This is a genomic window from Streptomyces sp. NPDC032472 (assembly GCF_040636955.1).
Classification (GTDB): Bacteria; Actinomycetota; Actinomycetes; order Streptomycetales; family Streptomycetaceae; genus Streptomyces.
This window is the reverse complement of record NZ_JBEZVK010000026.1, coordinates 46491-65957: the sequence shown is the minus strand read 5'-3', so window position 1 is coordinate 65957 and position 19467 is coordinate 46491. Positions and strand designations below refer to the sequence as shown.

Sequence of the window (19467 nt, the reverse complement as noted above, 5' to 3'; positions counted from 1 at the left end):
GTCAGTTGATCAACAGCGATCGACTATAGGGGAGGCCGTCCAGGGGCGATCGGAACCGCATGATCCCCTTCCGCGTCTTCGACACGGGCCGAGAGCGAGAACGGGGACAAGACCGCGATGATCTTCCAACGCGAGAGCATCGACCTGCCCGAGGACCGGGGGTGCCTGCAGTGGGTGCTCGGGGTGCCGCTCGGGCTCATCTATCTGCTCGCGGGCTACTGCTGCTACGGCGCCCTGGTCATCCAGCCGACCGGCGGCGTGAACGACCGCGGGGCCACGAACATCTCCGCCGCCTGCTTCTTCGCCCTCTGCCTGAGCGCGCTCGGGCTGCTGATCACGCTGATCCCGAGCGTGCGCCGGACCATGGGCCCGTGGTGGTTCGCCCCGCCCCTCGCCCTCGGGCTGATCGCGTACATCTGTGGGGAAACCCTGGGCTGAGCACTCCGGGGGCGCCTCAGTAGGCCGCCTTGGCCGTGCCGTTCGTGCTGATGTCGAAGGAGCGCGAGTACCGGAGGGTGGCGTTCGCGAGTTCCGTGTCACCGGCGGAGGCGGGGACGACCCTGCCCGAGGACTGAACCCGGTGCCCCTTGACCCCTTCGCTGACCGAGCACTGGCCGAGCTGGCTGTACCAGGTCTGGCCCGGGTCGATGACGACCTCCCGCCACGGCTCCGGATGCATCGGGCACGATCCCTGGACTCCCGTCACCACGGGCCCCACGGACACCGTGACGACCGCCTGGGCGGTGGACATGTTCCGCACCATGACCCCGAACTGGACGGCTCCCGTCCCGCTCACCGCCTGGGTGCAGGGCTGCATGTCGACGTTCTGCATGGTGGTCGAAAACCATTTGGTGGCGCAGGCCACGCTCTGGGCCGCCGGGTACGGGGAGCTGGGCGTCGCCGACCGGCGTGTCGGCCCTGTGGCTGGTGCCGGCTGCGCCCCGCCGGCACCGGCGGCGCCTGCCTGCTCGGCAATCTCCGCAGAGGGCGACACGGACCCGGACGGCTGGGCGGCCGAAGGAGCGGCGGATCCGCCGGGCGGGGCCAGGGGTGCGGAGGAGGGCGAGGCGGGCGCAGAAGGACCGGCGCCGCCGGCGTTCGCGGTCTTCAGGGGGCCGTACTGGAGGGCGAGGATCGCGGCCGACACGGCGATCACGGTGGTGGCGGCGATGGTGAGGGCGAGACTGCGGCCGGATAACCGCCGCGCCCGACGCCCGGCGTCCGGCGGGTACACGGTGGTGTTGAAGACGTTTCCACCGTGGGTGATGTTCTGGATGCCGCCGTCGTGCGCGGCGTTGCCCTGACTGGCAGCGGCCGGGCCCTCGGTCCGGTCGGCGGCGGTCACCGCGGCCGCCGGGTCACGTCACCGACGATGATGTCGCCGCCCTGGGTGATGTTCTGGATCCCGCCCTCGTGCGCGGTGTTGTTCTGGACCCAGGTCTGCGGGGTCGCAGGCAGTTCGGCCTGGACGCGGGCGATCAGTTCGCGGAGCTCCGCCGCGAGCTCGGGCTGCTCCTCCAGGAGGTCCTTCAGCCGACCGCGCCATTCCACCCGGAGGTCGCTGCGAACGGACTCCAGCTCGTGGGAACCGGCGGCCCGGCTCACCTCCGCAGCCACGCGGTCGAGTCGACCGGCAGCCGTCTGTTCGGCCTGCGCGTCTCCGCGCCCCAAGAGCTTCGTGAAGCCGGAGCGGGTCGTCTGCCAGGCATCGGTCGCGGCCGCGCTCACCAATGCGGTTCCGCCCGTCGCAGCCAGCATCTCCAGTGCTTCCGTCAGCACCCTGCTTCCTCCCGCTCAGAGGCACCTTCGCGGGTGAACTTCCCGCGAGAGCAGACAAGTTAATGCATCACCTGCGGCCACGCGAACGACCCGGCAGGACGGCCGGCACGGGAACGCCGCAGCGCCCGCCCGGACGGGGGCGGGGGCTGCGGCGCCGGTGGGCGGTGCGCCTGTCAGGCGGCGGCCGCCACCGGGGCGCGGTCGTCCAGCGGCGAGGACGAGGCGGCGTCGTACGCCTTCCTGTCCAGGATTCCCTCGCGGGCCGCGACCACGACCGGGACCAGGGACTGGCCGGCGACGTTGGTGGCGGTGCGCATCATGTCCAGGATCGGGTCGATGGCCATCAGCAGGCCGACGCCCTCCAGGGGGAGGCCCAGCGTGGACAGGGTCAGCGTCAGCATGACCGTGGCGCCGGTCAGGCCGGCGGTGGCGGCGGAGCCGACCACCGACACGAAGGCGATCAGCAGGTAGTCGGTGACCGTCAGCTGCACGTCGAAGATCTGCGCGATAAAGATCGCGGCGAGCGCGGGGTAGATGGCGGCGCAGCCGTCCATCTTCGTCGTCGCGCCGAACGGGACGGCGAAGGAGGCGTATTCCTTCGGGACGCCGAGCCGCTCGGTGACCTTCTGGGTGACCGGCATGGTGCCGACCGAGGAGCGGGAGACGAAGGCGAGCTGGATCGCGGGCCAGGCGCCCTTGAAGAACCGGATCGGGTTGACCTTGGCGACGGTGGCGAGCAGCAGCGGGTACACACCGAACATCACGAGCGCCGAGCCGAGGTAGACGTCGGCGGTGAAGGTCGCGTACTTGCCGATGAGCTCCCAGCCGTACGAGGCGATCGCGGTGCCGATCAGGCCGACGGTGCCGATGGGCGCCAGCCGGATGACCCACCACAGGGCCTTCTGGAGCAGTTCGAGGACGGACTCGGCCACGTTCAGGACGGGCTGGGCCTTGGCGCCGAGCTGGAGGGCGGCGATGCCGGCGACGGCGGCGAGGAAGACGATCTGGAGCACGTTCAGCTCGGTGAACGGCGTGACGATGTCCTTCGGCACGATGCCGGTCAGGAAGTCGATCCAGGAGCCGGTGCGCTTGGGCAGCTTGCCGTCCTGCGGGGTCAGGCCGGTGCCCGCGCCGGGGTTGGTGAGCAGGCCGATCGCGAGGCCGATGCCGACGGCGATCAGCGACGTGATCATGAACCAGAGCAGCGTGCGCGAGGCGAGGCGGGCGGCGTTGTTGACCTTCCGCAGGTTGGTGATGGACACCAGGATCGCGAAGAAGACGAGCGGGGCGACGGCCAGCTTCAGCAGCTGGACGAAGATGTCGCCGACCTTCTCCAGGGTGGTGGCGAGCCAGCTGACGTCCTGGCTGCGGGCGAGCCAGCCGAACAGGACGCCGAGCACGAGGCCGGTGACGATCTGGGCCCAGAAGGGGAACTTGAAGGAGGCCTTGGCGGTGGCGGGAGCCGGGGCCTGAGGGGTCGCGGACACGGACACTCTCCGGGGGGTCATGCGCAAAGAGGAAAACAGGGGGGAAGAAGAAGGCGGGGTCAGCGACAGCCGCAACAGGCCGCGGTCACGCGGCGGCAGAGGTCGACGTGCAGGCGCGCCACGAGCGGGACACTCGTGGTCATTTCGTGCGCAACTGTGGTCAACATGTTTAACACGCTAACACTTTCCCTTTGAGAACCTCAAAGGCGTACTTTGAGCCAGAGGTCCGCAAGAGCCCCGCTACCGGCCCCGGACAACGCAAGCGCCCCAGTGCACCGGGGTGTTCCCGGGTACTGGGGCGCTTCGATATGTGAGGAAGCTAACCGCCCGCCGACCGGCCGATCGGGGGCAGAGCGAGCCGATCGGGGCGGGGCCGACAGGTCCTACGCGCGGGCCGCGTCGTCGGCCGCGTCCTCCTGCGCACGGTTCGCGGCGAGCTTCTGCTTCGCGCCCGCCACGCGCCCGGCGATCTGCTCGGACATCTCGTCGCGCTGCTTGCGCAGCAGTACGAAGGACAGCGGCGCGGAGAGCACCAGCGCGAGCAGCACGACCCAGGCGAAGTTGGCGTCGCCCAGGCCCGCGGGCACCCAGCCCACGTGGACGAGGGCGGCCACGAGGACGAGGCATCCGACGAAGATGCCCAGGCGCATCGCGGTGTAGCGGATCGTCGCGCTCGGCTTGAAGGACACGGTGACCCCTTCTCTCTCGTCGGTACTCGCGTCAGGTGCCCGTCCAGTGAAGCACGACCGCCCTCCCCCGGGCGCCGCCGGGGTCATCCTCGGGCACGAGCCGCAGATCGGACACCGTGCGGGCACCCCACGGCCACGGCCCCGCCGCCTCAGTGGAGCGGCAGCAGCATCGTGATCTCGTCGCGGTCGTCACCCGGGGCCACGCGGACGGCGTCGGGGACGCGGCCGACCTCCTTGTAGCCGCAGGCCGCGTAGAAGTGCTCCAGGCCGAGGCCTCCGCGGCAGGAGAGCCGGATGGCCTCGATACCGCCGACGGTGCGCGCGGCGTCGGCCACGGCCTCCATGAGGGCGCGGCCCGCGCCCCGGCCCTGGAGGACGGGGTCGACCATGACGGTGTAGGCCCAGGCCCAGTGGGCCATCAGCCGGTGCGCGTTGAGGGCGAGGAAGGCGCAGGCGCGGACCCGGCCGTCCGCGTCCCGGCCGACGACCAGGCGGTGGCGGCCCTCGGCCATGGCGACGAGGTGCTTGACCATCTCGGGGCGGATGTCGTCCGCGGTGACCGGCGCCACGAACCCGACCGCGCCGCCGGCGTTGGTGACGTCCGTCCAGAGCGCGACCATCCCCTCGCGCAGGGCGGGATCGACGACCGGGTCGAAGGTGAAAGTAAGAGGCACCGGGCGAGGTTATCCATTACACGCGGTGTCCGGCAACGGAATTCGCGAGAAGGCCCCGGTCCTCATGGGACCGGGGCCTTCCCCACATCAGCCATCCAGTGGCGCCGACGTCGCCGTCAGACGCGCATCGCCTGCGGCGTCTCGCGCAGGCCCGCGTCCGGGCCGGGGTACTCGCGGATGACCTCGTAGCGCGTGTTGCGCTCCACCGGCCGGAAGCCCGCCTCGCGGATCAGGTCCAGCAGGTCGTCGCGGCCCAGCTTGTTCGGGGTGCCGTAGTTGTCCGCGTCGTGCGTGATCTTGTACTCGACGACCGAGCCGTCCATGTCGTCCGCACCGTGCTGCAGCGCCAGCTGGGCGGTCTGCACGCCGTGCATCACCCAGAACACCTTCACGTGCTGGACGTTGTCGAACAGCAGGCGCGAGACCGCGAAGGTCTTCAGCGCCTCCGCGCCCGTGGCCATCGTCGTGCGCGCCTGGAGGGTGTTGCGGACCTTGCCGTCCTTCATGTCCACGAAGTCGTGCTGGTACCGCAGCGGGATGAAGACCTGGAAGCCTCCGGTCTCGTCCTGGAGCTCGCGCAGCCGCAGCACGTGGTCCACGCGGTGGCGCGGCTCCTCGATGTGCCCGTACAGCATCGTGCACGGGGTCTTGAGGCCCTTCTCGTGCGCGAGGCGGTGGATGCGCGACCAGTCCTCCCAGTGGGTCTTGTGGTCGACGATGTGCTGGCGGACCTCCCAGTCGAAGATCTCCGCGCCGCCGCCGGTGAGCGACTCCAGGCCGGCCTCGATCAGCTCGTCCAGGATCTCGGACGCCGAGAGACCGGAGATCGTCTCGAAGTGGTGGATCTCCGTCGCCGTGAACGCCTTCAGCGAGACGTTCGGCAGCGCCTCCTTCAGCGCGGAGAGCGAGCGCGGGTAGTAGCGCCACGGCAGGCTCGGGTGCAGGCCGTTGACGATGTGCAGCTCGGTGAGGCTCTCGCTCTCCATGGCCTTGGCCAGGCGCACGGCCTCCTCGATGCGCATCGTGTACGCGTCCTTCTCGCCCGGCTTGCGCTGGAACGAGCAGTACGCGCACGAGGCGGTGCACACGTTCGTCATGTTGAGGTGGCGGTTGACGTTGAAGTGGACGACGTCGCCGTTCTTGCGGGTGCGCACCTCGTGGGCGAGCCCCCCGAGCCAGGCCAGGTCGTCGGACTCGTAGAGGGCGATGCCGTCCTCACGGGTGAGCCGCTCGCCGGAGCGGACCTTCTCCTCCAGCTCACGCTTGAGCCCAGCGTCCATCGGCCGGTCGCCTCCTCTTAGGTTCCTGCTGTCCAGCTCTGCCCTGCGGGGCGCCCTGCGGGGCGCGCCCGATCCTGCAACCGTACTCTCAGCGCTCCTCGGGCAGTTCGCCGACCCGGTTCTCCCACTTCGTGGACAGCACGATGGTGGTACGGGTGCGGGAGACGCCCTTGGTGCCGGAGAGCTTGCGGATGATCTTCTCCAGGCCGTCCACGTCGCTGGCGCGCACCTTGAGCATGTAGGAGTCGTCGCCCGCGATGAACCAGCAGTCCTCGATCTCCGCGAGGTCGCGCAGGCGCCGGGCCACGTCCTCGTGGTCGGCGGCGTCGGAGAGGGAGATGCCGATCAGCGCGGTGACGCCGAGGCCGAGGGAGGCCGCGTCGACGGTCGCGCGGTAGCCGGTGATGACGCCGGCCGACTCCAGCCGGTTGATCCGGTCGGTGACGCTGGGGCCGGACAGGCCTACGAGCCGGCCCAGCTCCGCGTACGAGGCGCGTCCGTTCTCCCGGAGTGCCTGGATGAGCTGCCTATCCACCGCGTCCATCTACCTGGACCCTTCTATTGTTCGGCGATCCCGCAAGTTTACGTATAGAATCAAAGGCACACAGGGTCAACACCCTGTGAATCTTTCAACAGATCAATGACGATCTTCAGGAGTGGTTCACCCGTGTACACGATCGAGATGGCCTACGCGCACATGCGACAGCTCCAGGAGCTGGCCAACCGATCCCGCACCGACCAGCCCGCCGCCGCCCACCGCGTCGACAAGACCCGCAAGCCGCACACGGCGAAGAAGCGCTCGCGCTAGTCGCGCCGCTCCCTCTCGCTCTAGTCACCGCTTGCCTCCCGGGGGCGGGAGCCACCGAGCTCCCCCTCCCACCGGCGGTACAGCCGGTGCGGCACCCCTGCCGCATCCAGCACCCGCCCCGCGACGAAATCCACCAGATCCTGGATGTGCGTCGCACCCGCATAGAACGCCGGAGAGGCGGGCAGCACGACCGCGCCCGCCTCGTCCAGCGCCACCAGGTGCTTCAGCGTCTGCCCGTTCAGCGGGGTCTCCCGCACCGCGACCACCAGCCGGCGCCGCTCCTTGAGCGTCACGCTCGCGACGCGCTGGAGCAGGTCCTTCGACAGCCCGAGCGCCACCCCGGCCACGCAGGCCGTGGACGCCGGCACGATCAGCATCCCCTTGACGGGGTACGAGCCCGAGCTCGGCCCGGCCGCCAGGTCCCCCGCGGCCCAGTACCGGACGTCCCCGTCGGGCACCTGGAACGTCCCCGGCTTGCCGTCCGCGCCGCGGGCCAGCCACTCCCGCAGGTCCTCGCGCCAGTGCGCGTCGCGGAAGGCGATCCCGGTCTCGTCCAGCAGGGTCAGCCGCGAGGCCCGGCTCACCACCAGGTCCACACTCTCGCCCGCCGCCAGCAGCCCTCGGATCACCGAAGCCGCGTACGGCGTCCCGGAAGCCCCGGAAACCCCCACCACCCAGGGGGTGCGCTTGCGCTCAGTCATGGCTACGAGACTATCCGGCCACGCCGCGCGGGCACTCGTTAAGGGGTGCCGGACGTTCCCCGGGGGAACGGTGCACCACACACAGGGGGCGAAGCCAATGAGCAGCAGCACGATCGAGCCGGAATGGAGCCAGAGCGACCGGACCAAGGCCGCGGCCAAGCTGATGCTGGGCTGGGTGGCCCTGCTGTGGGTCCTGGAGGCGGTCGACTACGCCACCGGGCACGCCCTCGACCAGTACGGTGTCGTGGCCCGCGACCCCGACAGCCTCACCGGCATCGTCACCGGTTCCTTCCTCCACTTCGGCTTCGACCACGTCGCCTCCAACAGCGTCCCGCTGCTGGTCCTCGGCTTCATCGCGGCCCTGTCCGGGATCCGCCGCTTCCTCGCGGTGTGCGGGATCATCATCCTGGCCGAGGGCATCGGCACCTGGCTGATCTCGCCGCCGAACACGATGACGCTCGGCGCCTCCGGGGTCGTCTTCGGCCTCTTCGGCTACCTGCTGGTGCGCGGGTTCGTGGAGCGCAGGGTCCTCGGCGTCGCCGTGTCGCTCGGCGTGGCCGCTGTCTGGGGCAGCACCATGCTCACCGGCGTCCTGCCGATCCACGAGGGCGTCAGCTGGCAGGGCCACCTGTGCGGCCTCGCGGCCGGCATCGCCACCGCGATCCACCACCGCCGCCCGGCGCCGACCCGCCCGGCGGGGCCTCGGCTGATCAGCTGACGGCGGAGGGGTCCACGGGCAGCCCGGAGGTGTCGATGGCGAGCTTGCCGATGCCGGTCTCGACCGTGACGGTCCCGCCGTACGGGATGGTGTCCCGGCCCCGGTACCCGTCCGGGCCCGGGTTCCACAGGGTCACGCAGTGCGCCTTGTACGGGTCGAAGATCAGGTAGTGCGGGATGCCGCGCCGCGCGTACGCCTCGTCCTTGACCTCGTAGTCGTTGCGGATGCTGCTCGGCAAGACCACCTCGACCGCCAGCTCGATCAGGTCGGGCGAGTCGAGCTAGAGCGACAGGCCCCGCAGGGCGAGGTCCAGCAGGGCGCAGACGAAGAGGACGATCCCGATGAAACCGTTCACCGTGAAGAAGGCGCGGTTCAGGCGGGACAGGTCGTGCGGGGTGACGATGGTGTGCTCGTACAGGAACGCGGCCACCACGATCACCAGGCCGATCCAGAACGGCACGCCCGCGTCCGTGGCCACCGCGTACCAGGCCAGCAGGGCCGTGGTGACGACGTGTGCGCCGCGGGCGCCCCACAGGGCCGCCGGGACGCCGAAGCGGGCCGGGACCGACTTGACCCCGTCCGCCCGGTCAGCGGCCACGTCCTGGCAGGCGAAGATCAGGTCGAATCCGCCGATCCACACGCCCACCGCCAGGCCCAGGATCACCGCGTCCCAGGACCAGGTCCCGGTGACGGCGAGCCAGGCCCCGATCGGGCCCATGGCCTGGGCGAGGCCCAGGATGGCGTGCGGGAAGTTCGTGAACCGCTTGCCGTACGGGTAGACCACCATCGGGACCACCGCGACCGGGGCCAGCGCCAGGCACAGCGGGTTCAGCAGCGCCGCCGCCCCGAGGAACACCGCCAGCGCGATGCCCGCCCCGGTCCACGCCGAGCGCACGGACACCGCGCCGGTGACCAGCTCGCGGCCCGCGGTGCGGGGGTTGCGGGCGTCGATCTCCCGGTCGATGATCCGGTTCGCGGCCATCGCGAAGGTCCGCAGGCCCACCATGCAGACGGTGACGAGCAGCAGCTCGGCCCAGTGCACGGTGCGGTCGACCTGGTACATCGCGGTCAGCGAGGCGATGTAGGCGAAGGGCAGCGCGAAGACCGAGTGCTCGATCATCACGAGTCGCAGGAACGCCTTCACCCGGCCGGGGGCCTGCGGCGCGGGCCCGGGGCCGATGACCCCGTCGGCGGCGGTCGTCATGCGAGGCTCCGGCGGAACTCTTCGAGGTCGGCCAGCAGTCCGGCGGTGGGCAAGGCAGCCGTCGTCAGGGAGACCGTGGGTGCCCCTTCCGGCTCGGGCGGGGTGGCGTGCACCGTGAACTCGTACCCCTCGCCCCCACGGGCGTCGGTCTTCGGGCGGGCGTCGAGCCGGAGCACGGAGCCGGCCTCGACGGTGAACGGCCCGCCGGTGCCCAGCGCGGCCTGCAGACGCTCCGCGAAGTCGTCGACCTCGGCATCGCGAACGCCGGGCAGCTCGAAGCCGCCGTCGGCCTCGAAGCCGTCGTCCAGCACCAGGGCCCACACGTCACCCGGTCCCGCGAACTCCTCCGCCGAGACTCCGGCCTGCTCGGCCGCCGCCCGGACACCCGGGTCCGCCGGGTCGAGCCGCGGACGCACGAGGAGCATGAACGTCGTGTCGCCACCGATGAACAGCCCTGGTCCACCCATTGCGGTACTCACAGTCCGTATTCCTTCCAGCGGCGGTCCACGAGGGCGGCCGTGGCCGGGTCCGACTCGACCATGTCGGGCCAGCCGCCGTCACGGGTGTAGCCCTCCTCGGGGAGCTTCTTCGTGGCGTCGATGCCGGCCTTGCCGCCCCAGAACTGCTGGTACGAGGCGTGGTCGAGGTGGTCGACCGGGCCCTCGACGACGGTGAGGTCCCGGGAGTAGTCGGTGTTGCCCAGCGCCCGCCAGGACACCTCGTGCAGGTCGTGGACGTCGCAGTCCTTGTCCACCACGATGATCAGCTTGGTCAGCGACATCATGTGGGCGCCCCAGATGGCGTGCATGACCTTCTGGGCGTGCTTGGGGTACTTCTTGTCGATCGAGACGATCGCGCAGTTGTGGAAGCCGCCCGACTCCGGCAGGTGGTAGTCCACGATGTCCGGGACGATGATCTTCAGCAGGGGCAGAAAGAAGCGTTCCGTCGCCCGGCCCAGCGGGCCGTCCTCCGTCGGCGGTCGGCCGACCACGATCGACTGAAGGAGCGGCCGCTTCCGCATCGTCACGCAGTCGATCTTCAGCGCGGGGAACGGCTCCTGCGGCGTGTAGAAGCCGGTGTGGTCGCCGAACGGCCCCTCGGGGAGCATCTCCCCGGGCTCCAGCCAGCCCTCGATCACGACCTCGGCGTTGGCCGGCACCTGGAGCGGGACGGTCTTGCAGTCGACCATCTCGATCCGCTTGCCCGCCACGAACCCGGCGAACAGGTACTCGTCGATGTCGCCCGGCAGCGGCGCGGTGGACGCGTAGGTCACGGCCGGAGGGCAGCCGAAGGCGATCGCGACCGGCAGCCGCTCACCCCGCGCGGCGGCGACGGCGTAGTGGTTGCGGCTGTCCTTGTGGATCTGCCAGTGCATGCCGATGGTGCGCTTGTCGTGGCGCTGCAGCCGGTACAGGCCGAGGTTGCGCACGCCCGTCTCCGGGTGCTTGGTGTGCGTCAGGCCCAGGTTGAAGAAGGAGCCGCCGTCCTTGGGCCAGGTGAACAGCGCGGGCAGCGCGTCGAGGTCGACGTCGTCGCCGGTCAGGACGACCTCCTGGACGGGGGCCGCGTCCTGCTTCACCTTCTTCGGCGGCACGTGGACCATCGAGCCGAGCTTGCCGAAGGCCTCGCGGACCCCGATGAAGCCCTGCGGCAGCTCCGGCTTGAGCAGGCCGCCGATCTTCTCGCTGATCTCGCCGTACGACTTCAGGCCGAGGGCCTTCAGCAGGCGGCGGTCGGTGCCGAAGACGTTCATCGCCAGGGGCATGGAGGAGCCCTTGACGTTCTCGAAGAGCAGGGCCGGGCCGCCGGCCTTGTTCACTCTGTCGACGATCTCCCCGACCTCCAGGTACGGGTCGACTTCGGCCTTGATGCGCTTGAGGTCGCCCTCCCGCTCCAGAGCCCGGAGCAGCGAGCGGAGATCGTCGTAAGCCATAGGGGCCAGTATCCGTCACCGACTAACCTGTGGGTGTCACCGGGGCCCCACGCGGGTCCCCCGCCACTGCCGGGGAGTCGGTCCCACACCGTGCTGCGCTATCTGCCGTTCCTGCTGATCATCGCGCTGACCATCTACGCCTTCATCGACTGCCTGAACACCCCCGAGGAGGAGGTCAAGCACCTCCCGAAGGTGGTGTGGGTGCTGATCATCCTGCTCTTCTCGATCGTCGGCCCCGTGGTGTGGCTGTTCGCCGGGCGGCAGCGGTCCGCGGTGGGCGGCGGCGGGGGCAGGGCGCGCCGGACGCAGTGGGTGGCGCCCGACGACAACCCGGAGTTCCTGCGGTCCCTCGGCGAGGACCGGGACCGCGACGACAAGGACCGCAGGGACGGCGGCGACAAGGACGACCGGTCGTCATGACCTGAGCCGGTCAGGTCCCGGCCTTGCCCTTGAGCGTGAACGGCAGGGTCTTCGCGGATCGCGCGCCGTGGACGTACGTCCTGTTCCAGGTCAGGCCCGTCGGCCGGGTGCGGCATGGCGAGCGGCAGGGGCCGCCGCCGCTCTACCGGTGGGAGAACGCCGCGTAGGACGCGCGCAGCTCCGCCCAGCGGGCGTCGGTCCAGTGGGTCCAGTCCGCCGGGTGGCCCTGGAGGGCGCCTTCCAGCAGCTCGAAGTGGTGGTGCCAGCCGGCCAGGGAGTCGAGCCGGTCCTCGTGGCTGCCGGAGCGCTCGTTGAGGAAGCGGATCACGGTGGAGTCGGTGCCGACGGGCTCCAGGTGGAAGCGGATGCGGCCGTGCTCGGTCACCGTGTACTCGGCGATGCGTTCGACGTCCCAGGCGGTGATCCGGCCGGTGACGGTGGTGCCGGTGTTGAGCCAGCGCAGGGTGACGGCCCCGCCGAGCCGCCGCTGGAGGACGTCCGCCGCGGCCAGCCAGCCACGCAGCCCCTCGGCCGTGGTCAGGGCCGGCCACAGGGCCTCGTACGCGCAGGGCAGGTGCACCTCGAAGCGCAGGATCCAGCGGTCCTCGCCCCGGCTCTCGCTGGTGGCATGACTCACAGGAGGCATGCCACCAGCGTGCCACTCCTGCGGCTCAGACGCCCGCGTACGAGTGCTTGCCGCTGAGCAGGATGTTCACGCCGTAGTAGTTCCAGATCCAGCAGGCGAAGGCAAAGAGGGCCAGGTAGGCGGCCTTGCGGCCCTTCCAGCCGGCGGTCGCGCGGGCGTGCAGGTAGCAGGCGTACGCCACCCACGTCACGAAGGACCAGACCTCCTTGGGGTCCCAGCCCCAGTAGCGGCCCCAGGCGTCGCCCGCCCAGATCGCGCCCGCGATGATCGTGAAGGTCCACAGCGGGAAGACGGCCGCGTTGATGCGGTACGAGAACTTGTCGAGGGAGGCCGCCGAGGGCAGCCGCTCCAGGACCGAGCTGCGGAACTTCCCCGGCGTGCGGCCGGCCTCGAGCTGGCTCTCGTAGGAGTCCCGGAAGAGGTAGAGGACCGCGCCCGCGGCACCGATGTAGAAGACGGCGCCGCAGAAGATGGCCGTGGAGACGTGGATCCACAGCCAGTACGAGTGCAGCGCCGGGACCAGCTGGTCGCTGTCGGTGTAGAGCCAGGTGACGGCGATGCCGAGGTCCAGCAGGACGGTGGTGACCAGGAGCAGGCCGAGCCAGCGGACGTTCTTCTTCAGCGCCAGCAGCACGAGGTACGCGCCGACGGCCACCGTGGAGAAGGTGAGCGAGAACTCGTACATGTTGCCCCAGGGGGCACGCTCGACGGACAGCGCCCGGGTGACGACCGAGCCCGCCTCGATGAGGAAGGCCAGCGTGGTCAGCGAGACCGCGATCCGCCCGTACAGGTCGCCCTGGACGGTGCCGCCGGCGGCGCCGGGACCGTCCGGGACGTCGCGGGTGCCGGCCGCGGAGCGGGTGACGACCTTCGGCTTGTCGAGGACGGCGGTGCCGCCGCCCTTGGTGCGCACCTGTACGGCGGGACCCGCCGCGGCGCCGGCCCCGGAGGCGGCGCCGGTCAGCGCGGCGGCGGTGCGGGCGACCTTGCTGCGGCTGCCGAAGGTCCACTCGGCGATGTGCGCGAAGAAGGCGAGCGTGTAGACCGCCATCGACGAATAGACCAGGTAGTTGCTGATCTGGGCCAGGTTCTCGTTGGCCGCGGCTGCGAGCGGCGTCATCCGCGCTCTCCTTCGGGGGATTCTTCGACAGGATCAGGCGCGGTGGGCGCCTGCTGGTGCAGCGTGGCGGCGAGTACCGACAGCTCCTCGGGCACCTTCGCCGACTCGCTGCGGCCCAGGCCCGCCATCTCGACGACGGTCACGCCGTCCTCGCCGGCGACCGCCCGGACCCAGACGCGGCGCCGCTGGACGAACAGCGACGCGGCCAGACCGCCGATGGCGGCGATCGCGCCCGCGAGCGCGAGCCCGCTGCCGGGCTGCTGGGTGATCGAGAAGGTGGCCCAGCGCTCGATGCCCTCGAACTTCACGGTGCCCGCGCCGTCCGGGAGCTCCATGGTCTCGCCCGGCAGCAGCCGCTTCTTGAACAGCTGCCCGTCGGCGTCCTTGAACTCCTTCATCTTGGAGGTGTTCAGCTGGTACACGTTCTGCGGCAGGCCCGAGTCGACGCCCAGGCTGCCGTGGTAGGCGCTGAGCGCCAGGACGGGGAAGTCGGTGTCCGGGAACTGGGAGAGCATCGTGCCCTGGCCGGCGCCGGCGAAGGTCGGCACGAACATGGCGTTGAAGCCGAGCTGCTCCTTCTTGCCGTCCTTGTCGCGGTAGCCGTCGGTGACCTTGATCGCGCCGGAGGAGCTGAGGTTGCCGTCGAAGGGCAGCATCGGCACGGCGTCCTTGTAGACGACCTTGCCGGTGGGGTCGGTCACCGAGATGACGGGCGCGTAGCCGTGGCCGAGGAGGTAGACCTTCGCGCCGTCGACCTCCAGGGGCTTGTTGACCTGGATCTCGCGCTTCTGCGGGGCGCCGTCGGCGCCCTCGCGGAAGGTGACGTACGCCTTGAAGTCGCGCGGGGTGCCCTTCTGCGGGCCGGTCCGCTCGAAGGTCGCGTCGAACCTGTCGAGGGTGAAGGAGAACGGCGGCAGGTCCTCGGAGCTGAAGAAGCTGCCCGACTTGAAGTCGTCGTACTGGGTGAGGGTGTTCGCGAAGCCCTTGCCGCGCAGGACGAGCTTGCCGCCCTCGGACTTCAGCAGCTGGCCCCAGGCGAACGCCACCAGCAGCACGATCAGCGAGATGTGGAAGACCAGGTTGCCGGCCTCGCGCAGGTAGCCCTTCTCGGCGGCGACGGAGCCGCGCCCGGCCTCGGTGCGAAAGCGCCGCCCGGCCAGCAGGGTCTTCGCATGTGCGAGCACCTCGTCGGGGGCGGCGGCGGTGCGCCAGGTGGTGTACGCGGGCATCCGGTCCAGGCGCCGGGGGGCGCCTGGCGGGCGGCCGGTGAGCTGGCCGACGAACTGCCAGGTGCGCGGGACGATGCAGCCGATCAGCGAGATGAACAGCAGCAGGTAGATCGCGGAGAACCACACCGAGCTGTAGACGTCGAAGAGCTGGAGCTTCTCGGCGACCGGGACCCAGAAGGAGTGGTCCTTCTTCCACTGGGCCACCTTCATCGCGTCGACCTGGGTCTGCGGGATGAGGGAGCCGGGGATGGAGCCCAGGGACAGCAGGAAGAGCAGGATCAGCGCGACGCGCATCGAGGTGAGCTGCCGCCAGAACCAGCGGACCCAGCCGAGCACGCCGATGCCGACGGGCCCGCCGGCGTCCTCGGCGGGGGCGGTGGACAGCTGCGCGCCGGCCGCGGCCTCGGCTTCGGCCTCGGCGGATTCGGCGGTCGGGTTCGGCGCGCCGGTCGGCGCCTTGTCGGTCGTACTCATGTCCGTGTCGTCCTCAGATCCCCACCGTGAAGCCTTGGGTCCAGCTCTGCGTGTCGCTGATGATGGTGCTCCACATTCCTGTGACGAGGAGCAGGCCGGTCAGGATCAGCATGCCGCCGCCGATGCGCATCACCCAGGCGTAGTGCTGCTTGACCCAGCCGAATGCGCCGAGCGCCTTGCGGAAGGCGACCGCGGCGGCGATGAAGGGCAGGCCCAGGCCCAGGCAGTAGGCCACCGTCAGCAGTGCGCCGCGGCCGGCGCTGGCCTGGTCGAGGGAGAGCGTGGTGACGGCGGCGAGCGTCGGGCCCATGCAGGGGGTCCAGCCGAGGCCGAAGAGCACGCCCAGCAGGGGCGCGCCGAGCAGGCCGGCCGTGGGCTTGCGGTGGAAGCGGAACTCCCGCATCGTCAGGCCCGGTATGGCCCCCATGAAGAACAGGCCGAGGACGATCACCAGGCCGCCCATGACCCGGGAGATGATCTCCTTGTTGCCCACCAGGGCGTTGCCGAACTGGCCGAACAGGGCGCCGGTGGAGACGAAGACGGCGGTGAAGCCGAGGATGAACAGGCTCGCGCCGGCCACCATCCGGCCGCGGCGGGCCTCGGCGAGGTCGGCGCCGCTGACGCCGGTGACGTACGAGAGGTAGCCGGGGACCAGCGGCAGCACGCACGGCGAGAAGAACGAGACCAGGCCGGCGAGGACCGCGATGGGCAGGGCCAGCAGCAGGGCGCCGTTGAGGACCGTGGTGTTCACGCCGGCCGACTCGGCGGCCAGGGGCAGGAGCGGGGGGACCACGAGGTCACTGCTCCGCGAGCAGCGGGTCGATCATCGAGCGCAGGTGTTCCTCGTCGAGCGCGGCCAGCGTGCGGGCCGCGATCTTCCCCTGCTTGTCGAGGACGATCGTGGAGGGGATGGCGTTCGGGTTCAGCGTGCCCGAGGGGAAGCGGAGCATCAGCTTGCCGTCCGGGTCGTACAGGCTCGGGTAGGAGATCTGGAAGTTCTCCTCGAACGCGGCCGCGTTCTGCTTGGTGTTGTCGCGGGTGTTGATCCCGACGAACGCCACGTCCTTGCCCGCGTCGGCGAGCTCCTTGGAGACCTTCGCGAAGTTCGGGGCCTCGGCGCGGCACGGCGGGCACCAGGAGCCCCACACGTTGAGGACGACGACCTTGCCCTTGAGGGCGGTGGTGTCGAGGGTCTTGCCGTCGACGGTCTCGCCGTCGAGCTTGGGGGCCTCGGTGCGCTCGCCCTTGGCGACGGTGGAGATGCCGCTGGGGCCCGTCACGTAGTTGCCGCCGCCGGAGCCGGACGGCTTGCCGCCGTCGTCGCACGCCGACAGGGTCAGGGCGCATCCGACGGTCGCCGCCGTCAGCAGGAGGGCACGGCCGCCGCGGGTCGAGCGGCGACGGAGGGCGCGGCCAATTCTCATGTGAAAAGTTTCGCATGAGCGATTTGCGGATCTTCCGCGCCCCCCGTCCGGTGTGCTGAGCCCCTGGTCAGGCTGCCGGGCGGCCGAGTCGGCCGGGACGGTCAGGCGCCGAACGCCTTCGACTTGCCCTTGACCGGCTTCGCCCCGGCGAGCAGGTGCGCCGGGACCAGGTCCCGTGCCGGCTCGCTGTAGCCGACCGACACCAGCTTGTCGCCCTGGAACGTGAATGAGGTCAGCGAGGCCAGCGTGCACTGGCGGCGCCGGGGGTCGTGCCACAGCCGGCGCTTCTCCGCGAAGCTGCGCACGATCCAGATCGGCAGCTGGTGGCTGACCGCGACGGCCTCGTGGCCGCGGGCCGCGTCCCGCGCCGCCTCGATCGCGCTCATCATCCGGACGACCTGCTCCACGTACGGCTCGCCCCACGACGGCTTGAACGGGTTCGTCAGGTGCTTCCAGTTGCCGGGCTTGCGCAGGGCGCCGTCGCCGACGCCGAAGGTCTTGCCCTCGAAGACGTTCTCCGCCTCCAGCAGCCGGGCGTCGGTCGCCACGTCCAGGCCGTGGGTCTTGGCGACCGGCGCCGCCGTCTCCTGCGCCCGCTCCAGCGGCGAGGAGACCACGTACGTGATGTCGCGGTCCTGCAGGTGCTCGGCGACCCGGTCCGCCATGCGGCGGCCCAGCTCGGAGAGGTGGTAGCCGGCGCGGCGCCCGTACAGGACCCCGTCGGGGTTGTGCACCTCGCCGTGGCGCATCAGGTGGACGACGGTGATGTCGCTCATGCGGCACCTTCCGGGACGGCCTGCGCGGCGGCGCGGGCGGCGGCGGGCAGCGCGGCCGCGATCCGCTCGACGGCCCGCTCGTCGTGGGCGGTGGAGACGAACCACGACTCGAAGGCCGACGGCGGAAGGTAGACGCCCTGCGACAGCATCGAGTGGAAGAACGCGTTGAAGCGGAAGGCGTCCTGGGTCTTCGCGTCGTCGTAGTTCCGCACCGGCTTGTCGGTGAAGAAGACCGAGAACATGTTGGAGGCGGTCTGCAGCCGGTGGGCGACGCCCTCCTTGGCCAGCGCGTCCGTGAGCAGGCCCTGGATCTGCGCCGACACGGCGTCGACCTTCTCGTACGCGGCCTCGTCGAGCAGGCGCAGCTGCGCCAGGCCCGCGGCGGTCGCGACGGGGTTCCCGGAGAGCGTGCCCGCCTGGTAGACCGGGCCGGCCGGGGCCAGGTGGCCCATCACGTCGGCGCGGCCGCCGAACGCCGCGGCCGGGAAGCCGCCGCCCATGACCTTGCCGAAGGTCATCAGGTCGGGCTTGACGCCGTCGACCCCGTACCAGCCGGCCCGCGAGGTGCGGAAACCGGTCATGACCTCGTCGGAGATGTACAGGGCGCCGTTCTCCCGGCACAGGTCCGCGAGCCCCTGGTTGAAGCCCTCGCCGGGCGTGACGACGCCCATGTTGCCGGGCGCGGCCTCGGTGATCACGCAGGCGATCTCGCCGGGGTGCGCGGCGAAGGCCGCCCGGACCGCTTCGAGGTCGTTGTACGGGAGCACGATCGTGTCGCCGGCCTGCGCGCCGGTGACGCCGGGGGTGTCCGGCAGTGCGAAGGTCGCCAGACCGGAACCGGCGGCGGCCAGGAGCGCGTCCACGTGGCCGTGGTAGCAGCCGGCGAACTTCACGACCTTGGAGCGGCCCGTGAACCCGCGCGCCAGGCGGATCGCGGACATGGTGGCCTCCGTACCGGAGGACACCAGGCGGACCTGCTCGACGGGCTCGATACGGGCGACGATCTCCTCGGCGAGGGCGACCTCGCCCTCGCCGGGCGTGCCGAAGGAGGTGCCGCGGGCGACGGCGGCCTGGATGGCCTCCACCACGGCCGGGTGGGCGTGGCCGAGAATCATCGGCCCCCACGAGCAGACCAGGTCGACGTACTCGCGGCCGTCGGCATCGGTCAGGTACGGACCGGTACCGGACACCATGAACCTGGGCGTACCGCCCACGGCGCGGAACGCGCGCACCGGAGAGTTCACGCCGCCGGGCGTCACGAGGGACGCACGGTCAAAGAGAGTCTGCGAGACTTTGGCTTCATACGGGTACGGGTAGCTCACACGAGCCATGGTCTCATCAGGCCGCGACTGACTTGCGGACGGGCGTTTCACCGCGCCGCCCGCGGGGAGGTCACTGCCATGATGATCAGGCTGCGTGGCGGGGGCCGCGGGGCCGGGGCAGGCAAGACCAGTCGGGTGGAGATATGCAACGCGGTGGTGGACCGGGCGAGGGTACGGACGGCCTCGACCCGCAGCGCGCCCGCGAGGCCCGCGAAGCCCGCCGCCGGGGCAGGCACCGCCGGCGGGCCGCGGACGCGGCCGATCCGGTGCCGGAGACCGAGACGGACGAGGATCCCGGGAGCCTGCTGCCCAAGGGCCGCGGCATGGGCGTGACGTACAAGTACTTCGGCGCCCCCGACGGGGCGACGGCGGCCCGGGTGCCGGTCACGATGCGGCCGGAGGAGCTCGGCGGCGACGAGCTCGGCATGGGCGGCATGTTCACCAAGATCAAGCCGGAGACGATGGCCGCGATGGTCCTCACCGGCATCCAGGGCATACCCCTGCACAAGGTGCCCCCGCTGGAGCTGGTCGTCCTCCACCCGGACTACGCGGTGGTCAAGCTCCCGATGACGGTGGTCGACCCGCTGCGCGACATCGGCGAGGAGTCGGTCGGCGCGGCGGCGTTCATCTGGTCCACGGTCCCGGACCGCAGCGGCCCGCGGGACGCGTTCAACGTCTACCAGCTCCTGCACGAGTGGCAGGACTTCAGCCACCGCCTCCACGAGGCGGGCCACCAGCCGTACTGCCTGGTCTGGCCCTGAGCCCGGGCCGCCACCCCCTGGC

At 70.8% G+C, this 19467-nt stretch carries 24 protein-coding genes; 5 read left to right on the top strand and 19 right to left on the bottom strand.

What is annotated here, in order from left to right; all coding sequences use genetic code 11:
• The first annotated feature begins 117 nt into the window (after positions 1–117).
• A complete protein-coding gene (locus AB0F11_RS19520; RefSeq protein WP_362174985.1) occupies positions 118–438 on the top strand; it encodes a hypothetical protein in 321 nt (106 codons plus the stop codon).
• Between the two features lie 16 nt (positions 439–454).
• On the opposite strand, the gene AB0F11_RS19515 is transcribed toward AB0F11_RS19520, so the two are convergent.
• The 7 genes from AB0F11_RS19515 to AB0F11_RS19485 form a co-directional block, all read right to left on the bottom strand.
• Positions 455–1345, bottom strand: coding sequence for a hypothetical protein (locus tag AB0F11_RS19515; protein WP_362174982.1), 891 nt, complete (start codon positions 1343–1345; stop codon positions 455–457).
• A complete protein-coding gene (locus AB0F11_RS19510) occupies positions 1342–1779 on the bottom strand; it encodes a hypothetical protein (RefSeq protein ID WP_362174980.1) in 438 nt (145 codons plus the stop codon). Before AB0F11_RS19510 ends, AB0F11_RS19515 begins: the two co-directional genes overlap by 4 nt.
• Before the next feature lie 173 nt (positions 1780–1952).
• Positions 1953–3272, bottom strand: a complete 1320-nt coding sequence (locus AB0F11_RS19505) for a dicarboxylate/amino acid:cation symporter (protein ID WP_362175099.1) — start codon at positions 3270–3272, stop codon at positions 1953–1955.
• A 377-nt stretch (positions 3273–3649) separates the two neighbouring features.
• Positions 3650–3955: a DUF4229 domain-containing protein gene (locus tag AB0F11_RS19500; protein WP_362174977.1), complete on the bottom strand. Its 306-nt coding sequence runs from the start codon at positions 3953–3955 to the stop codon at positions 3650–3652.
• A 149-nt stretch (positions 3956–4104) separates the two neighbouring features.
• On the bottom strand, positions 4105–4629 hold the full coding sequence (locus AB0F11_RS19495; protein WP_362174974.1) for a GNAT family N-acetyltransferase: 525 nt from the start codon (positions 4627–4629) through the stop codon (positions 4105–4107).
• 116 nt (positions 4630–4745) lie between these two features.
• Positions 4746–5909 carry an aminofutalosine synthase MqnE gene (gene mqnE, locus AB0F11_RS19490; RefSeq protein ID WP_362174971.1) on the bottom strand — a complete coding sequence of 388 codons (1164 nt, stop codon included), beginning with the start codon at positions 5907–5909 and terminating at the stop codon, positions 4746–4748.
• Positions 5910–5997: 88 nt separating this feature from the next.
• A complete protein-coding gene (locus AB0F11_RS19485) occupies positions 5998–6453 on the bottom strand; it encodes an Lrp/AsnC family transcriptional regulator (protein WP_361909695.1) in 456 nt (151 codons plus the stop codon).
• Between the two features lie 123 nt (positions 6454–6576).
• Here AB0F11_RS19485 and AB0F11_RS19480 point away from each other — a divergent pair, with 123 nt between their 5' ends.
• A complete protein-coding gene (locus tag AB0F11_RS19480) occupies positions 6577–6717 on the top strand; it encodes a hypothetical protein (RefSeq protein ID WP_361909697.1) in 141 nt (46 codons plus the stop codon).
• Positions 6718–6737: 20 nt separating this feature from the next.
• On the opposite strand, the gene AB0F11_RS19475 is transcribed toward AB0F11_RS19480, so the two are convergent.
• Positions 6738–7418 carry a UbiX family flavin prenyltransferase gene (locus AB0F11_RS19475; protein WP_362174968.1) on the bottom strand — a complete coding sequence of 227 codons (681 nt, stop codon included), beginning with the start codon at positions 7416–7418 and terminating at the stop codon, positions 6738–6740.
• Between the two features lie 97 nt (positions 7419–7515).
• Between AB0F11_RS19475 and AB0F11_RS19470 the strand changes: the two genes are divergently transcribed.
• Complete coding sequence (locus AB0F11_RS19470; protein ID WP_362174965.1) at positions 7516–8136, top strand: rhomboid family intramembrane serine protease; 621 nt, start codon at positions 7516–7518, stop codon at positions 8134–8136.
• On the opposite strand, the gene AB0F11_RS19465 is transcribed toward AB0F11_RS19470, so the two are convergent.
• From AB0F11_RS19465 to AB0F11_RS19450, 4 genes are read right to left on the bottom strand one after another with little or no spacing between them, the layout of a single operon-like run.
• On the bottom strand, positions 8129–8392 hold the full coding sequence (locus tag AB0F11_RS19465) for a Uma2 family endonuclease (protein WP_362175097.1): 264 nt from the start codon (positions 8390–8392) through the stop codon (positions 8129–8131). The genes AB0F11_RS19470 and AB0F11_RS19465 overlap by 8 nt on opposite strands.
• Positions 8393–8416: 24 nt before the next feature.
• A complete protein-coding gene (mqnP, locus tag AB0F11_RS19460) occupies positions 8417–9340 on the bottom strand; it encodes a menaquinone biosynthesis prenyltransferase MqnP (RefSeq protein WP_362174962.1) in 924 nt (307 codons plus the stop codon).
• Complete coding sequence (locus tag AB0F11_RS19455) at positions 9337–9819, bottom strand: hypothetical protein (RefSeq protein ID WP_362174959.1); 483 nt, start codon at positions 9817–9819, stop codon at positions 9337–9339. The genes mqnP and AB0F11_RS19455 overlap by 4 nt, the downstream gene beginning before the upstream one ends.
• The gene (locus AB0F11_RS19450; RefSeq protein ID WP_362174957.1) at positions 9816–11273 is read right to left on the bottom strand and encodes a menaquinone biosynthesis decarboxylase; all 1458 of its coding nucleotides are present in this window, start codon (positions 11271–11273) and stop codon (positions 9816–9818) included. The genes AB0F11_RS19455 and AB0F11_RS19450 overlap by 4 nt, the downstream gene beginning before the upstream one ends.
• A 90-nt stretch (positions 11274–11363) precedes the next feature.
• Here AB0F11_RS19450 and AB0F11_RS19445 point away from each other — a divergent pair, with 90 nt between their 5' ends.
• The gene (locus AB0F11_RS19445; protein ID WP_362174955.1) at positions 11364–11693 is read left to right on the top strand and encodes a PLD nuclease N-terminal domain-containing protein; all 330 of its coding nucleotides are present in this window, start codon (positions 11364–11366) and stop codon (positions 11691–11693) included.
• A 142-nt stretch (positions 11694–11835) separates the two neighbouring features.
• Here AB0F11_RS19445 and AB0F11_RS19440 read toward each other — a convergent pair whose 3' ends face one another.
• The 7 genes from AB0F11_RS19440 to hemL all read right to left on the bottom strand — a co-directional run bounded on the left by AB0F11_RS19440 (position 11836) and on the right by hemL (position 18693).
• Positions 11836–12339, bottom strand: coding sequence for an SRPBCC domain-containing protein (locus AB0F11_RS19440; protein WP_362174953.1), 504 nt, complete (start codon positions 12337–12339; stop codon positions 11836–11838).
• Positions 12340–12364: 25 nt separating this feature from the next.
• The gene (ccsB, locus tag AB0F11_RS19435) at positions 12365–13459 is read right to left on the bottom strand and encodes a c-type cytochrome biogenesis protein CcsB (RefSeq protein WP_362174951.1); all 1095 of its coding nucleotides are present in this window, start codon (positions 13457–13459) and stop codon (positions 12365–12367) included.
• Complete coding sequence (locus AB0F11_RS19430; protein WP_362174949.1) at positions 13456–15162, bottom strand: cytochrome c biogenesis protein ResB; 1707 nt, start codon at positions 15160–15162, stop codon at positions 13456–13458. The genes ccsB and AB0F11_RS19430 overlap by 4 nt, the downstream gene beginning before the upstream one ends.
• A gap of 13 nt (positions 15163–15175) precedes the next feature.
• Entirely contained in the window at positions 15176–15955 is a 780-nt protein-coding gene (locus tag AB0F11_RS19425) for a cytochrome c biogenesis protein CcdA (RefSeq protein ID WP_362174946.1), read from the bottom strand.
• A 4-nt stretch (positions 15956–15959) separates the two neighbouring features.
• The gene (locus AB0F11_RS19420; RefSeq protein WP_362174943.1) at positions 15960–16586 is read right to left on the bottom strand and encodes a TlpA disulfide reductase family protein; all 627 of its coding nucleotides are present in this window, start codon (positions 16584–16586) and stop codon (positions 15960–15962) included.
• Between the two features lie 101 nt (positions 16587–16687).
• The gene (locus AB0F11_RS19415) at positions 16688–17362 is read right to left on the bottom strand and encodes a histidine phosphatase family protein (protein ID WP_361909727.1); all 675 of its coding nucleotides are present in this window, start codon (positions 17360–17362) and stop codon (positions 16688–16690) included.
• Entirely contained in the window at positions 17359–18693 is a 1335-nt protein-coding gene (gene hemL / locus AB0F11_RS19410) for a glutamate-1-semialdehyde 2,1-aminomutase (RefSeq protein ID WP_362174940.1), read from the bottom strand. The genes AB0F11_RS19415 and hemL overlap by 4 nt, the downstream gene beginning before the upstream one ends.
• 134 nt (positions 18694–18827) lie before the next feature.
• Between hemL and AB0F11_RS19405 the strand changes: the two genes are divergently transcribed.
• Positions 18828–19445: a hypothetical protein gene (locus AB0F11_RS19405; RefSeq protein WP_362174938.1), complete on the top strand. Its 618-nt coding sequence runs from the start codon at positions 18828–18830 to the stop codon at positions 19443–19445.
• Positions 19446–19467 lie beyond the last annotated feature (22 nt).

What these genes read in the sequence shown, in the direction of transcription:
- AB0F11_RS19520 (WP_362174985.1), top strand. Translation starts at nt 118, where the DNA reads ATGATCTTCCAACGCGAGAGCATCGACCTGCCCGAGGACCGGGGGTGC.
- AB0F11_RS19430 (WP_362174949.1), bottom strand. Translation starts at nt 15,162, where the DNA reads ATGAGTACGACCGACAAGGCGCCGACCGGCGCGCCGAACCCGACCGCC.
- hemL (WP_362174940.1), bottom strand. Translation starts at nt 18,693, where the DNA reads ATGGCTCGTGTGAGCTACCCGTACCCGTATGAAGCCAAAGTCTCGCAG.
- ccsB (WP_362174951.1), bottom strand. Translation starts at nt 13,459, where the DNA reads ATGACGCCGCTCGCAGCCGCGGCCAACGAGAACCTGGCCCAGATCAGC.
- AB0F11_RS19405 (WP_362174938.1), top strand. Translation starts at nt 18,828, where the DNA reads ATGCAACGCGGTGGTGGACCGGGCGAGGGTACGGACGGCCTCGACCCG.
- AB0F11_RS19475 (WP_362174968.1), bottom strand. Translation starts at nt 7,418, where the DNA reads ATGACTGAGCGCAAGCGCACCCCCTGGGTGGTGGGGGTTTCCGGGGCT.
- AB0F11_RS19420 (WP_362174943.1), bottom strand. Translation starts at nt 16,586, where the DNA reads ATGAGAATTGGCCGCGCCCTCCGTCGCCGCTCGACCCGCGGCGGCCGT.
- AB0F11_RS19470 (WP_362174965.1), top strand. Translation starts at nt 7,516, where the DNA reads ATGAGCAGCAGCACGATCGAGCCGGAATGGAGCCAGAGCGACCGGACC.
- AB0F11_RS19485 (WP_361909695.1), bottom strand. Translation starts at nt 6,453, where the DNA reads ATGGACGCGGTGGATAGGCAGCTCATCCAGGCACTCCGGGAGAACGGA.
- mqnP (WP_362174962.1), bottom strand. Translation starts at nt 9,340, where the DNA reads ATGACGACCGCCGCCGACGGGGTCATCGGCCCCGGGCCCGCGCCGCAG.
- AB0F11_RS19415 (WP_361909727.1), bottom strand. Translation starts at nt 17,362, where the DNA reads ATGAGCGACATCACCGTCGTCCACCTGATGCGCCACGGCGAGGTGCAC.
- AB0F11_RS19440 (WP_362174953.1), bottom strand. Translation starts at nt 12,339, where the DNA reads ATGCCTCCTGTGAGTCATGCCACCAGCGAGAGCCGGGGCGAGGACCGC.
- AB0F11_RS19450 (WP_362174957.1), bottom strand. Translation starts at nt 11,273, where the DNA reads ATGGCTTACGACGATCTCCGCTCGCTGCTCCGGGCTCTGGAGCGGGAG.
- mqnE (WP_362174971.1), bottom strand. Translation starts at nt 5,909, where the DNA reads ATGGACGCTGGGCTCAAGCGTGAGCTGGAGGAGAAGGTCCGCTCCGGC.